The organism is Actinoplanes sp. 13 (genome assembly GCF_056134165.1).
Genome location: NZ_JBVYOQ010000002.1, coordinates 547,619 through 562,012 on the forward strand (window position 1 = coordinate 547,619; position 14,394 = coordinate 562,012).

At 74.2% G+C, this 14,394-nt stretch carries 9 protein-coding genes and 1 pseudogene; 4 read left to right on the top strand and 6 right to left on the bottom strand.

Features of this window, described 5'->3' with window-relative positions:
* The first annotated feature begins 16 nt into the window (after positions 1-16).
* Positions 17-955 (top strand): NAD(P)-dependent oxidoreductase, encoded by a 939-nt coding sequence (locus tag AC0NH5_RS07030; protein ID WP_474401111.1) that lies wholly within the window; start codon positions 17-19, stop codon positions 953-955.
* A gap of 138 nt (positions 956-1,093) precedes the next feature.
* Here AC0NH5_RS07030 and AC0NH5_RS07035 read toward each other — a convergent pair whose 3' ends face one another.
* Entirely contained in the window at positions 1,094-1,699 is a 606-nt protein-coding gene (locus tag AC0NH5_RS07035; protein WP_474401112.1) for a helix-turn-helix domain-containing protein, read from the bottom strand.
* 81 nt (positions 1,700-1,780) lie between these two features.
* Between AC0NH5_RS07035 and AC0NH5_RS07040 the strand changes: the two genes are divergently transcribed.
* From AC0NH5_RS07040 to AC0NH5_RS07050, 3 genes and pseudogenes are all read left to right on the top strand, one after another.
* Positions 1,781-3,361: an FAD-dependent oxidoreductase gene (locus AC0NH5_RS07040; protein WP_474401113.1), complete on the top strand. Its 1,581-nt coding sequence runs from the start codon at positions 1,781-1,783 to the stop codon at positions 3,359-3,361.
* 114 nt (positions 3,362-3,475) lie between these two features.
* A pseudogene (locus tag AC0NH5_RS07045) lies at positions 3,476-7,915 on the top strand (DUF4011 domain-containing protein); the annotation flags it as partial.
* Between the two features lie 108 nt (positions 7,916-8,023).
* Positions 8,024-8,653, top strand: coding sequence for a DUF3320 domain-containing protein (locus AC0NH5_RS07050; protein ID WP_474401396.1), 630 nt, complete (start codon positions 8,024-8,026; stop codon positions 8,651-8,653).
* Here AC0NH5_RS07050 and AC0NH5_RS07055 read toward each other — a convergent pair.
* From AC0NH5_RS07055 to AC0NH5_RS07075, 5 genes are all read right to left on the bottom strand, one after another.
* Positions 8,643-9,086 (bottom strand): DUF6879 family protein, encoded by a 444-nt coding sequence (locus tag AC0NH5_RS07055; protein WP_474401115.1) that lies wholly within the window; start codon positions 9,084-9,086, stop codon positions 8,643-8,645. The two genes, AC0NH5_RS07050 and AC0NH5_RS07055, sit on opposite strands and share 11 nt — an antisense overlap.
* 179 nt (positions 9,087-9,265) lie before the next feature.
* Positions 9,266-10,075 (bottom strand): SDR family oxidoreductase, encoded by an 810-nt coding sequence (locus tag AC0NH5_RS07060; RefSeq protein WP_474401116.1) that lies wholly within the window; start codon positions 10,073-10,075, stop codon positions 9,266-9,268.
* An 18-nt stretch (positions 10,076-10,093) separates the two neighbouring features.
* Entirely contained in the window at positions 10,094-11,632 is a 1,539-nt protein-coding gene (locus AC0NH5_RS07065) for an AMP-binding protein (protein WP_474401117.1), read from the bottom strand.
* Between the two features lie 14 nt (positions 11,633-11,646).
* Complete coding sequence (locus AC0NH5_RS07070; protein WP_474401119.1) at positions 11,647-12,894, bottom strand: acyl-CoA dehydrogenase family protein; 1,248 nt, start codon at positions 12,892-12,894, stop codon at positions 11,647-11,649.
* Between the two features lie 456 nt (positions 12,895-13,350).
* Positions 13,351-14,394 (bottom strand): MaoC family dehydratase, encoded by a 1,044-nt coding sequence (locus tag AC0NH5_RS07075; RefSeq protein ID WP_474401120.1) that lies wholly within the window; start codon positions 14,392-14,394, stop codon positions 13,351-13,353.

Below are 14,394 nucleotides of genomic sequence, written 5' to 3' on the forward strand. Positions count from 1 at the left end.
GTGGCATTCTTGCGCCATGAAGGTCCTGCTGCCCGACACCATCGAACTCGACCCGGATCTGCCCGCGGGCGCCGTGACCGCCGTCTACGACGTGCGGCGGCCCATCCCCTCCGAGCACACCGACGCCGAGGTGCTGGTGGTGTGGGGCACCCCGCCGGACACCCTCGCCGACGCCGCCCGCCGCCTGAAGAGCCTGCGCTGGGTGCAGACCCTCGCCGCCGGCCCGGACCAGGTCCTGGAGGCCGGCTTCGCCCCGGACGTGCTGGTCACGGCCGGTCTGGGACTGCACGACCGCACCGTCGCCGAACACACCCTCGCCCTCGTCCTGGCCGCCGCCCGCCGGCTCAACCTGTCGATCCGTGCCCAGATCGGCCACCGCTGGGCCACCGAGCTGGGCGGTCTGCAGCCGGTCCACGAGACGGCCAACTTCCGTACCCTGCGCGACGCGAACGTGGCCGTCTGGGGCTTCGGGAGTATCGCCGCCACCCTCGCCCCGCTGCTGGCCGCGCTCGGTGCCGACGTCACCGGCATCGCCCGCACGCCCGGCACCCGGCACGGCTTCCCGGTGGTCACGCGGGACGCCTTCGCCGACCTGCTCCCGCGCACCGACGTCCTGATCTCGATCCTGCCCGCGACGCCCGCCACCACCCGGGCCCTCGACGCCGGCGTCCTCGCCCTGCTGCCGGCGCACGCCTGGGTCGTCAACGTCGGCCGGGGCGCCACCGTGGACGAGGCCGCCCTCCTCGGCGCCCTGCGCGCCGGCCGCATCGCGGGCGCCGCCCTGGACGTCTTCGAGACCGAGCCGCTGCCGCCGGACTCCCCGCTCTGGGACGAGCCCGGCGTCATCGTGACCCCGCACGCCGCGGGCGGACGGCCGCTGGGCGCGTCGGCCCTGCTCACCGACAACCTCGCCGCCTTCACCGCCGGCCGCCCCCTGCGCAACGTCGTCACCTGACCCACCCGCCCTCCGGCAGTGTGTGAAGTTCGGGTGCGTACCGAACCGCAACTTCACACGCAACCTGCTGCACCGGGCGGTGTGTGAAGTTCGGGTGCGCAGCGAACCCGAACTTCACACACAGGCGGTGGTGCGGGGTCAGCGGGGCGTGGTGCGGGCACGGACGTGGAGGCGTTCGCCCTGCGGGCCGAAGATGTTGAGGATCTCGGCGTGCTCGGGGCCGGGGTTCAGCACCAGATGCGGCAGCCGGGTGTCGAACTCGGCGGCCTCGCCCGGCGTGAGCGTGATGTCATGGTCGCCGAGGATCAGGCGGACCCGGCCGGAGAGGACGTAGAGCCATTCGTACCCCTCGTGGGTCTTCTGTTCCCGGTCGCAGTCCGGGGCGTCCGGCGGCAGGATCTGCTTGAAGGCCTGCAGGCCGCCCGGCCGGCGGGTCAGCGGGATGTACGTGCGGCCGTTGCGTTCGATCGGCCGGGCGCGCACCCGCGGGTCGCCGGTCTCGGGCGCGTCCACCAATTCGTCGAGTGACACCTGATAGGCGCGGGCCAGCGGCAGCAGCAGTTCCAGGGTGGGTTTGCGCGCGCCGGACTCGAGGCGGGACAGCGTGCTGACCGAGATGCCGGTGCTCTCGCTGAGCCGGTGGAGGGTGATCTCGCGGCGTTGCCGCAGCTCCCTCAGTCGTGGTCCGACGCCGTTGAGGGCGGTCTCCAGATCGGCGGTCACGTCCTCGGGTTCTTTTGCCATACCGGCAACATTAGTTGCTGTTTCGCCGAACTGTGGAGCACGGTGGGCGAGAACGCGGAGACGGTACGGAAGGGGAGACCTGTGGAACAGCAGACCTACGACGTGGTGGTGGTCGGCGGCGGCGCGGCCGGACTGGGTGGAGCTCTCGCGCTCGCCCGGTCGCGGCGGTCGGTGCTGGTGGTCGACAGCGGTGAGCCGCGCAACGCCCCGGCCGCGCACATGCAGAACGTTCTCGGGCACGACGGCAAGTCGCCGTCCGAGCTGCTCGCCGCGGGGCGGGCGGAGATCACCGGCTACGGCGCGGAGATCCTCGACGGGCGGGCCGAGTCGGCGGTGCGAGACGGTGACGCTTTCCGGGTGAGCCTGGCGGGCGGCCGGGAGGTGCGCGGCCGGCGGCTGCTGGTCACCACGGGACTCGCCGACGAGCTGCCGGAGATCGACGGGCTCCGCGAGCGGTGGGGCCGGGACGTGGCGCACTGCCCGTACTGCCACGGCTGGGAACTGCGCGACCAGCGGATCGGCGTGATCACGAGCGGGCCGCTGAGCAGCCTTCAGGCGCAGATGTGGCGTCAGCTGAGCCCGCACGTGCTGCTCCTGCTCAACGGTCACCCGGAGCCGGCCGGGGAGCAGGCCGAGCAGCTGGCGGCCCGGGGCATCGCGCTGGTGCCCGGCCCGATCGCCGCGGTGCAGGTGACCGCGGACCGGTTGACCGGGGTGCGCCTGGAGTCCGGCGCCGAGGTGGCGGTGGACGCGCTGGTCGTCGGCCCGCGGTTCGTCGCACGGTCGGAGCTGCTCGAGTCGCTCGGGCTGAAGCCGGCCGACGTGGAGATGCACGGGCACGTGATGGGCAGCCGGATCGTCGCGGACGAGCAGGGCGCCACCTCGGTGCCGGGGGTCTGGGCGGCCGGCAACGTCACCAACCTCTCGGCGACCGTCGCCGTCGCCGCGGCCGGTGGGCAGACCGCGGCCGCCGCGATCAACCTGGATCTGATCGCCGAGGACACCCGGAACGCGGTGGCCGGCTATCGGGAGCGGATCTCCACGATGTTCACCGAGGAGGCCTGGGAACAGCGGTACCGCAGCCGGCCGGCGGTGTGGAGCGGCCGCCCGAACCCGCAGCTGGTGGCCGAGGCCGACGGGCTGAAGCCGGGCCGGGCCCTGGACGTCGGCTGCGGTGAGGGCGCCGACGCGGTGTGGCTGGCCGGCCGGGGCTGGGAGGTGACCGCGGTGGACATCTCGACCGTCGCGCTCGAACGGGCGGCCGGGCACGCCGCCGACGCCGGGGTGGCCGAGCGGATCACCTTCAGCCACGTGGATCTGCGCCGGGAGCCGGCCGCTGATGGGTCGTACGATCTGGTTTCCGCACAGTTCATGCACCTTCCGCCGCAGGCGCGGCAGGAGCTGTACGCCGGGCTGGCCCGCGCCGTGGCTCCCGGTGGCACCCTGCTGGTCGTCGGGCACCACCCGTCCGACCTGGCCACCTCCGTCGGCCGGATGCACTTCCCGGACATGCTGTTCACGGCCGAGGAGATCGCCGCCGGTCTGGGCCCGGAGCAGTGGGACGTCGTCGCGGCGGACACCCGCCCGCGGCCGTTCACGGATCCGGCCGGCCGCCCGATCACGATCCACGACGCGGTCCTGGTGGCTCGCCGCCGAGGCTGACCGGTCCGCCGGAGGGGGCCGAAACAGCTCGGAGGAGAGCGGGGCAGGGTAACCGTTTCCGGCTAACCGGGCAAATCGGCACCACAGCGGCCGTCGCCTTGCTGGAATGAGCACATGCGGCCGGATGATGCTGAAGAACAGCCCGGCCCGGGTGACGACGCCCGGGCGGCGCTCGCGGCCTGGCGCGACGGGATCGTCGAGCCGGGCGCGGCCAACCGCCTCGTCAACCTGCCCCGCGGCGGTGCCGACCTGGTGGAGATCGTCACCCCGGATGCGACCGGCGTGGTGCAGGCGCTGCAGTCGGGCGGCGACTGCCTCCTGACGGGCGCGGACACGACGATGACGGGCGCGGACCGGACGAAGACGGGCGCGGACACGGCGAAGACGGGCGCGGACCGGACGAAGACGGGCGCGGACCGGACGAGACAGAACGCCGGCGGGGCGAAGCAGCGGGACGTGCTCCGCACCGAGCTGCCCGCCGACGTGCTGCACCCGCTGTTGCGCCGCCTTCACCGCCACACCCGGCAGGAGCAGCAGGACCGCGGCGTCCCGGTGCTGCATCTCGCGGTCGGCCTGCTGCACTGGGAGGACGGCGACGGCGCCGGCCACGCCAGCCCGCTGCTGCTGGTCCCGGTGGAGCTGGTCGCCGACAGCCCGGACGACATGCCGAAGCTGCGGGCCGGCGCCGGGGACCCGTGCGTCAACCCGGCGCTGGCGACCCGGCTCGAGCCGATGGGCGTGACCCTGCCCGCGGCCGAGCTCGACCCCGCGGCGATGAAGGCACAGGTCGACGCCGTGATCGCCGGTCGCGCCGGATGGCGGACCGCCGACACGGTGGTGCTCGCCCGCCTCGACCCGGCCGCCGAGGAGATCCGCCGCGACCTGATCGACAACGAGGACACCGTCGTCGCGCACCCGGTCGTCCGGGCGCTGGCCGCTGCCGACGGCACCGCCGGAGCCTTCGTCTTCGACCCGATCGCCCCGGACGAGGATGAGATAGACACCCTGCCGGACGAGGTGCCGCTGGTCCTCGACGCCGACGCCGGCCAGCGCGCCTGCGTGTCCGCCGCCCTGCGGGGGCACAGCTTCGTCGTCGACGGGCCGCCCGGCACCGGCAAGTCGCAGACGATCGCCAACATGATCGCCGCGCTGGCGCACGCCGGGAAGCGGGTGCTGTTCGTCTCCGAGAAGGCCGCCGCGCTCGACACTGTGCAGACCCGGCTGGCCGCCGTCGGGCTGGGCGACCACCTGCTCGACCGATGGGGCGCCGGGGAGCAGCGGGACGGCGCCGAGGCGACGGCCGCGCAGCCGGAACCGGGCCCGGACGAGACCGGCCGGGCCCTGCTCCGCGAGCGGCGGGACCAGCTCACCGCGTACGCCCGGGCCGTGAACGAAGCGCGCCAACCGCTGGGCCGCAGCCTGCACGATGTGATCGGCGAATTCGACCGCCTCGCGGGCGAGCCGGAGGCGCCCGCGCCCGGCTTCCAGGCCGCCGCCCTGACCGGCGCCGCGCTGGACCGGATCCGCGAGGCCGCCACCCTCCTGGCCACCGCCTGGCGCCCGGCCACCGAGCGCGGTGGCTTCCGCTGGCGTGAGGTGATCGAGCGAGAGCCGGTCGACGACGCGCTGTTCCTGGCCCAGCTCACCCTGGAGGATCTCGCCGAGGCCACCGCGCCGGACGCCGCCCTGGCCGCCGCGTTCCACCTGCGCCTGCCGGCCGACGCCGCGGTGCTCTCGGAGATCGCCGCACACGCCGCGCAACGCCCGCCGGACGTTCCCGACCAGTGGCTCACCGTGGCCGCGCTGCGCCCGGTCCGGCAGGCCGCCGACGATCTGGCCGAGCAGATCGAGGCGCTGCGGCAGGCCACCGAGCAGGTCGAGTCCCGGCTCGGCCTGCGGTGGGCGGACCTGGCCGCCCCGCTCGACGGCCGGATCCCGGAACCGCCCCGGCTCGACCCGCCCGCCGTGCGCCTGGAGCCGCTCACCGCCGCCGACGCGAAGACGCTGGCCGGCCGGTTCGCCGCGGACGCCGACGAGCTGGAGCACCAGCAGCGTGACCTGGACCGGGTGACCGGCCGCCTCAGGCTGCCCGACGTGGTGACCTTCTCCGACGTGGAGCTGGTGCACCTGCTCGCCGAGCTGTCCGGGCGCCCGGACAAGCCGGACCGGGCGTGGTTCGCGCCCGGCGCGCAGAGCGCGGTGCACAACGCCGCGGCGTCGCTGCGCCGGCACGTGGAGGCGGTGGCCGCCGCCCGGGCGCCGGCGCGGGAGTTCTTCACCGACGAGGTGCTCACCGCGCCGGTCGAGGAGCTGGCCGAGCGGTTCGCCACCGTGCACCGGGGCGCCCGCAAGCTGCTCGCCCCGCACCGGCGGGACAAGGAGACGGTGGCCGGGCTCGCCGCGCCGGGCGTCGCGGTGGAGGACGCCGTCGCCGAGCTGGAGCTGGCCGTGGCCTGGCGGCGCGCGTACGAGGGCCTGCTCGCCGCCGAGCGGCAGCACGCCGGGCTGCTCGGGCGGTACTGGCGTCGGCTGGACACCGACTTCCGGGCGATCGGCCGGGCTCTGCAGACCGCCGACGAGGCGCTGCGGGTGACCCCGCCGGAGGCGCTGGCCGCCGTGGTCGACCACGTGAGCGCCGAGCGCCCGGACGACACGTTGCTGCGCACGGTCACCGAGGCCCGGGATGTGTTCCGGCACTGGCGGGGCACGCTCGCCGCGGAGCCCGAGCCGGCCGCCCGCCCGGTGCTGGGCCAGGGCAGCGTGCAGGCGGCGATCGCCTGGATGCGCGCGCAGGTCGGGCCGCTGCGGGAGGTGGCGGCGCTGCTCGGGCGACTGGGCGACGCGGTCGGCCGGGACCTGAACGTCGCGGAGGCGACCACCGTGATCGAGGCCCGGCAGCGGGTGCTGGACGCCGAGGCCGCGTTCGCCGCCGCGGGGCCCGGGCACCAGACGGCGCTCGGTGGCGCGTACCGGGGCCGGGAGACCGATCAGCGCGCGCTGGGCGAGGCGATCGAGTGGGCCGCGCGGGCCCGCACGCTGCGCACCGGCGTCGACGCCCCGCTCACCGGTGACCAGGCGCACGCCCTCACCGCCGAGGTGAGCGCAACCGACCTTACCCCGCTCATCGAGGCCTGGCAGGACGCCCGCGAGCGGATCATCGAGGCGTTCGGGCCGGCCCGCCAGGTCCGCCTCGGCACCGCGCTGGACCGTCTGGAGACCGCCCGGGACCTGCTGCGGGAGCTGCGCGACGACCCGGACGGGCAGCGCGAGTGGTTCGACTACCTGGCCGCGCGGGAGGTGCTGGCCGAGTACGGCCTGGACACGGTCGCCGACTACTGCGCCGACCACGGTGTCGAGGCGGCCCGGGTGGTGCGGGTGATCGAGCGGACGGCGTACCGGGCCTGGATCGACGAGGTGGTGGCCGGCGACGAGCGTCTGGAGCCGCTGGGGAGCGCGGCCCGCGCCGAGCTGGTCGAGGAGTTCCGCCGGCTCGACGCCGCCCTGCTCGCCGACGCGGCGGGCACCGTGCTCGAGGCGGCCGTCTCCGAGCGGTGCGTGCTGATGCCGCCCGCCGCGGTCAGCCGGCTCCTGCCCGCCGAGACCCGGTTCGATGTGGTGATCATCGACGAGGCGTCCCGGATGACCCCGGCGGCGGCGGTCGCGTGCGCGTACCGCGGGACGTCGCTGATCGTGGTGGGCGACGACGCCCAGCTGCCGCCGGCGCCGGACCGGACCTCGGTGCTGGTGGTGGCGAACGACTGCGGCGCGTTCACCCGGCTCGGCCTGGACTGGCATTACCGCAGCCGGCACGAGAGCCTCATCGAGTTCGCCAACCAGGCCTTCTATCACGGGCGGCTGATCAGTTTCCCGGCCGCGATCCCGTCCGGCGCGGACGTCGGTGTGGAGTTGTTCGCCGACGGGGACGTCGCCGCCCGGGTGCTGCACCACCTCACCACCCGGCCCGGCCTGTCGCTCGGCGTGGTCACCCTGACCGCCGGGCAGGTGGACGAGGTCGCCGACGCGGTCGAGGCCGCGCTGGCCGGCCGGCGGTTGCCGGACCTCTTCGTCAAGTGCGCCGACGCCGCGCAGGGCGACGAGCGCGACGTGATCATCGTGTGCACCGGTGCCGACCTGGGCGCGGCCGGCGGGCCGACCGGTGCGCGGCGCCTCAACGTGGCGATCACCCGGGCCCGGCAGCGGGTCGAGGTGGTCACCGCCATCCCGGCCGGGGCGCGGGACGAGTCCGCGGGGGAGGGCGAGCGCCGGCTGGCCGAGTACCTCGACCACGCGGAGCGCGGCGGCCCGGCGCCGGAGCACCGGTCCACTGCCCTCGAGGACTCCGTCCTCGCAACCGTCGCGGGCTGGGGATACGACGTGACGCCCCAGGTGGGCGTCGGTCCCTGCCGCGTCGAGGTGGGGGTACGCGCGAACGACCGGTACGTGCTGGGCATCCGCTTCGACGGACCCGGGTACCGGCTGGCGCCGTCAGCCCGCGACCGGGACCGGGTGCACGACCAGCTCCTGCACGCCCGGGGCTGGCACCTGCACCGGATCTGGAGCGTCGCGTGGCACCAGCATCGCGACGAGGAGGCCGCCCGGCTGCGGGTGGCCATCGAGAACGCGCTGGCCACACCGGACGTCTTCGCCGCACCGGACGAGGAGTTGCTCTCCGCCCGCCCGGCCCAGGCGCCGGAGTGGGCGCTGCCCTACGAGCGGGCCGGCCTGGCGCCCCTGCCCGCCGGCGCCCGGGCCGACGATCAGGCCCTGCTCGTTCCCGCGGTCGAGCGGATCGCCGAGGTGGAGGGCCCGGTGCACCTGTCCACGCTGATCGACCGGCTGCGGGAGGCGTGGGCGATCGCCCGGGTCACCCCGGCGCTGCGCAAGGCGATCGAGTCGGCCGTCCGCGCCTCGGGTGCGGGGTTCGACGGCGCCTTCGTCACTGCCGCCGACCCGCCCATCCCGGCGGTACGGGTGCCCGGCGACGGCGTGGAGCGCACACCGGATCAGGTCGCCGACCCGGAGCTCCAGCTGGGTCTGGAATATCTGGTGCTGGACGCCGGGCTGGTCGAGCGGGACGACCTGCTGGCCGCGGCCGGGCGGCTGTTCGGCTGGGGCGGCGACGAGACGGCCACCGCGCGGCTCGGCCTGATGCTCGACGAGCTGGTCGAGGTGGGCCGGCTGATCGCGCACCGCAACGGGCTGATCGCCGCGCCCGCGGACGACCTGCTCGACCTGCCGGACGTGGCGACCCTGCCGCATCACCGGGCCGGCGGCGGCGTGGTCAGAGTCTGACGTAATCGGCGTGCGGGATCGCGGCCGGCCACAGCGCGGCGCGGATCCGGGCGCAGTGCCGCACGATCACCGGGTCGACGGTCTCCGCGCCGCCGTACGACCCGTCCGGCGCGGCCAGCGTGAACACCACCCGGTCGTCGTCGAACAGCCAGAAGTCGTCGGTGGTGATCGGCAGCCCGTTGACCTGGTGCCGGGGGAGCCAGCGGATCTCCTCGCCGGCTTCGGCGTTGAGATGCGAGATGGTCAGCAGCCACCGGGTGTACTCCACGTGCGGGACGGTGATCACCCGCAGCCGCTGCACGGCGCGCCCGGCGGCCGTGGCCGACCGGATCAGGTCCAGCCACGGCTGCTGCCAGGCGAAGTCGTCCGGCTCCCCGTCCAGGAAGCGGCGGATCGGCTCGGACTCCTCCGCGGTGTGATAGACGTCGGCCACCTCCAGATGGAACGCCGATCGGTCGAACGTCCGGACAGATCGTCGAACGCGCCCTGGAGCAGCAGTCGCATGCCGGACCCTCCCGAACCCATCGATGACACTGCGTATCACGATGGTCACGATGGGTGCTCAAGGTCCAGTGGGGAGCGTCGTTTGTGCAACTTGCAGAAAATCTCCGATCAGCCGTTGCGCCACTCGCTGCTCTGCAGGTGGGAACCCGCCTGCGGGCCCATCAGCAGCATGCCGCCGTCGACCACCCACGACGCGCCCGTGACGTAGGCCGCCTGGGGCGACGCCAGCATCGCCACCACCGCGGCCACCTCGCGGGCGTCGCCGGGACGGCCCACCGGCACGCCCGGCCGGTCCACCGTGAACGGGTCGACGTCCTCGTTGCCGGTCATCGGCGTGGCGATCTCGCCCGGCGCCACCGCGTTGACGGTGATCCCGTCGGCCGCCAGCTCCTGCGCCATCACCTTGGTGAGCAGGCCCAGCCCGCCCTTCGCCGCGCAGTACGCCCCCGAGCCGACCCGGGGCGCGTGCTCGTGCACGCTGGTGATGTTGATGATCCGGCCACCGCGGCGGGCAGCGATCATGCGGCGGGCGGCGCGCTGGGCGCAGAGGAACGGGCCGTCCAGATCCACGGCCAGGACCTCACGCCACTGGTCGTAACCGGTGTCCACCACGGGGGTCGAGATGCCGGTGCCGGCGCAGTTGACCAGCACGCCGAGGCCGCCCAGCGCGTCGGCGAGGTCGTCGATGACGTCGGCCGCGCCCGGCAGCTCGGACAGGTCGATCTGCCGGGTTTCGCAGCGGCGCCCCAGTGCGCGTACCTCCGCCGCGGTCCTCTCGGCGCCGTCCCGGTCGGACCGATAGGTCACGCCGACGTCGAAACCCGCCCCGGCCAGCGCGACGGCACTGGCCGCACCGATACCGGAGTCCCCTCCGGTCACCACCGCTACCCGGTCATAGCTGTCAAAACGTTCAGGCATGCCGCCCGGGTACCCGGCTCAGCCGCGCGGTAACTCCCTGGTCAGAATCTTGCCGGTGGCGTTGCGCGGCAGTTCGTCCACGAAGATCACGTCGCGCGGCACGCAGAACCGGGCCCGATGACGCCGCACGTGCTCGCGCACCGCCTCCTCGTCCAGTTTCTCGCCGTCCCGCACCACCAGGTACGCGGCCAGCCGCCGGCCGTACTCCGGGTCCGGAACGCCGATCACCGCGACGTCGCGCACCTGCGGCAGGCCGGCGAGCAGGTCGGCGACCTCACCCGGATAGACGTTCTCCCCGCCGGAGACGATCATGTCGTCCTCCCGGCCGTCCACGTAGACCCGGCCCCGCTCGTCGAGGTGCCCCAGGTCGCCGACGCCGAGCAGGCCGTCCGACATGCGGGTGGCGGCGTCATTGGTGTAGCCCTCGAACAGCATCTCGTTGACCACGAACAGCCGGCCCACCCGCCCGGCCGGCACCGGCCCGCCCTCGTCGTCGAGCACCGCGACCCGGGTGCCGTGCGGCGGCCGCCCGGCGGTGGCCGGTGCGGCACGCAGGTCGGCCGGGGTGGCGATGGAGACCCAGGAGGCCTCGGTCGAGCCGTACAGGTTGTAGAGGACGTCGCCGTACCGGTCCATGAAGCGGGTGGCCAGGCCACCCGGCAGAGCCGAGCCGCTGACCGCGACGACCCGCAGGCCGGGTGCCTTCGCCCGCGGTGGGAGCTCCATCATCTGCTGCAGCATGACGGGTACGGCGATGAGCGCGGCACAGTCGCGTCCGGTCAGAGTGGCCTGCACGGCCGCCGGATCGAACCGCCGGTGCAGCACGATCGTCGCGCGCAGCGCCAGCGCGATCTGCAGGCCGGCGAACCCCCAGGTGTGGAAGAGCGGCGCGGCGATCATGATCCGGTCGCCGGCCCGCAGCGGAATCCGGTCGATCACCGAGCAGAGCGGCCGGAAACCGCCCGGCGTGGGCCGGCGGGCGCCCTTGGGGATCCCGGTCGTGCCGGAGGTGAGCACGATGGTGCGGCCGGGACGCTCCGGCGGCTGCGCCGGACCCGGCGGCGTCGCGCTGATCAGCTCGGCGATCCGCCGCTCGGTGAGCATCTCGACGCCCTGCACCAGCGCCAGCTGCGGCCCGAACTCGTCGTCGTGGATCAGCGCCGCGAGGCCCTGATCCTCCGCGACGGTCTTCAACTGCGTCGCCGACAGACCGGTATTGATCAGCACCGGGTCGGCGCCGAGCGTGGCCACGCCGACCAGGGCCTCCACCATCCGGGCCGAGTTGCGGCAGAGCAGACCCACCCGGTCACCGGGAGACACCGGCAAGGACCGGGCCAGGCGCTCCGAACGGGAGAGCAGCTCGGCGTACGTGACACGCCGCTCGTCGTCGACCACGGCGACCCGCCGCGGGCTGCGGGCGGCGGCCTGCCGCACCTCGCCGGCCAGACCGAAACCCCACCGGCCGAGCGCGCCGAACTGCCGGACGACGCGGCCGGGATGCCCCGGGGTGAGCAGCCCGCGCCTGGCCATGGTCGCGGCGATGAACGGCAGATCCACGGTGACGCCCTCCTCTATCTGATCTGCACCCCGGAGATGGCGCGGGCGATCACCAGGCGCTGGATCTCCGAGGTGCCCTCGAAGATCGTGTAGATCTTGGCGTCGCGGAACATCCGCTCCACCGGGTGCTCGCGCAGATAACCGGCGCCGCCGAGAATCTGCACCGCCTTCTCGGTCACCGCGACAGCCACCTCACCGGCCTTCAACTTCGACATCGAGCCCTCACCGGCCGCGAACGGGCGCTCGTTGCGGCCCATCCAGGCGGCCCGCCACACCAGCAGCCGGGCGGCGTCGATCTCCATCCGCATGTCCGCCAGCGCGAACGCCACGGCCTGGTTCTCGATGATCGGGCGGCCGAACTGCACCCGGGTCTTCGCGTACTCCAGGGCGTACTCGTACGCGCCGCGGGCGATACCGATCGCCTGCGCACCCACCGCCGGACGGGACAACTCGAACGTACGCATCGCGGCCTGCCCCGACCGCGACCGGCCCGGCGCCCGCTCACCCCGCTCCTGCGCCTGCTGGGCCTCACGCGCTCGGGCCAGGCGCTTGTCCAGGGCCTCCTTGCCGCCCAGCAGGCAGCTGCCCGGCACCCGCACGTCATCGAGGAACACGTCAGCGGTGTGCGAGGCGCGCAGACCCAGCTTCTTGAGCTTCCGCGTGCCGGCCAGGCCCTTCGTCCCCGGCGGCACCACGAAGGCCGCCTGGCCGCGCGAACCCAGCGACGGGTCCACGCTGGCGGTGACCACATGCACGTTGGCGATGCCGCCGTTGGTGGCATAGGCCTTCTGCCCACTCAGCACCCACTCGTCGGAAGCCTCGTGATAGACCGCCCGGCTGCGCATCGACGCCACATCCGACCCGGCCTCCGGCTCGGTGCTGCAGAACGCCGCCACCTTGGGGTCGCTCGCGTCGCCGAAACACTGCGGCACCCACTCGACGAGCTGCTCCGGCGTGCCCGAGCCGTAGATCGCGGCGACCGCCAGCGACGTGCCGGAAATCGCCATGCCGATCCCGCCGTCACCCCAGAACAGCTCCTCGTTGGCCACCGGCAGACTCAGGCCGGTCGTGTCCGACCACGTGTTGACCAGGAACTCGAAGCCGTACAGCCCGATCTTCGCCGCCTCCTGCAGAACGGGCCACGGCGTCTCCTCACGCTCGTCCCACTCCGGGGCGGCGGGCCGGATCACCGACTCGGCGAACCCGTGCACCCACTCCCGCAGCTCTTGTTGCTCCTCGTTCAGGTCGAGCCAGAACTCCACGGCGGATCAATCCTTCGGCAGCGGTGGTTAACTCGCCGGTAACTTTAAGAGTGCTCCACCTCACAGGCAAGGCCCCATCAGCCGCCACCTCGGCCATCACGCGCCGCCGGCGCTCCACGCGCCCTGCCCGCGCCACACCGCCCGCGCCACGCACGCCCGCCCGCGCCACGCCCGCGCCGCCCGCCCGCGTCACGCCCGCCCGCCACGCCGCGCCTGCCTGCCTGCGCCGCGATGGCGGTGCGCGCCGCGTTCCGTCCCGCGTCGGCCGAGTGCGACGGCCGGCGCCCATCCACGTGATCATGGCCCGGAGCGTGGATGGGCGCCGGCCCAGCGTGCCCGGCCGGCGGCCGTCCACGTAATCATGGCGGCGAAGCGTGGGTGAGCGCCGGCCCAGCTGCTCGGCCGGCTCTCACGCAGGTAAAACAGCGCGGGATCATGCCGGAATGCCAGCCGGGCTCAGGCGAGGGTGGAGGCGGGGCCGGATGCCGGGACGGGGGTGACGGTGCCGAGGAGGTGGGGGCGCTGGGAGGCGAGGGCGAACTCCCAGCCGTCCGGAGTGGGCGTCGTGGTGAAGGTCGCGCGGGCCGGGAGGAGCACCGGCGCCTTGAAGGTGGCGTCGACGGTATAGGCGTCGGGGAGCCGGCCTTCCAGCGCGGCCAGGGCGCGTGCCTTGGTCCACATGCCGTGGGCGATCGGGCGCGGGAACCCGAACAGCCGGGCGCCGAGGCGGGACGTGTGGATCGGGTTGCGATCACCGGAGACGGCGGCATATTCGCTGCCCACCCCGGCAGGCACCCGCCACACCGCACCGCCTGCCGACCGCCCCGGCCCGCCGGCCGGGCCGCCTCGGGAGCCACCGTCCGACGAGCCGTTGACCGAGGAGCCACCGTCCGAAGTGTCGCCGGCGGAGGGGCCGCCGCCGGTGGAGGGGATGCCACCTGCAGAGGGCCTGCCTGTAGAGGGCCCGCCGACAGGCGCGCCGGCGTTTGTGGGGGTGCGGCCTGTGGGGCTGTCGGCGGCCGGGCGCGAGGACGTGATGCGCAGGTAGGTGGACACGCCCCGCCACACCTCGACACCCTCCACCGAGGCCGTCGCCACCACGTCGAACTGCCGCCCACGCGCGTGTTCCCGCAGGTCGACAGCCCGCACCGCCAGGTCCAGGCGCTCCGTGGCGGACACCGCCCGGAACACTGTGATCCGGTTGGCCACGTGCACCAGGCCGATCAGCGGGAGCGGGAAGTCCGCCGCCGTCATCAGGCGCATGGCCAGCGGGAACGCGAGCACGTGCGGATAGGTCGCCGGCAGGGTGTCGCTGAGGCGGAATCCGCACACCCGGTCGTACGACGCCAGGTGCTCCCGGTCCACCGCCACCCCCCGATGCCGGATCTCCACGTCGGGCAGTGTGGAGCCGCGCCGCGTCCCGGGCAGCATGCCGAGTGCCGCCCGCGCGTACGACGCCCCCGTCCCCGGACCGTCGCTCACCTCGACGACCGCGACCAT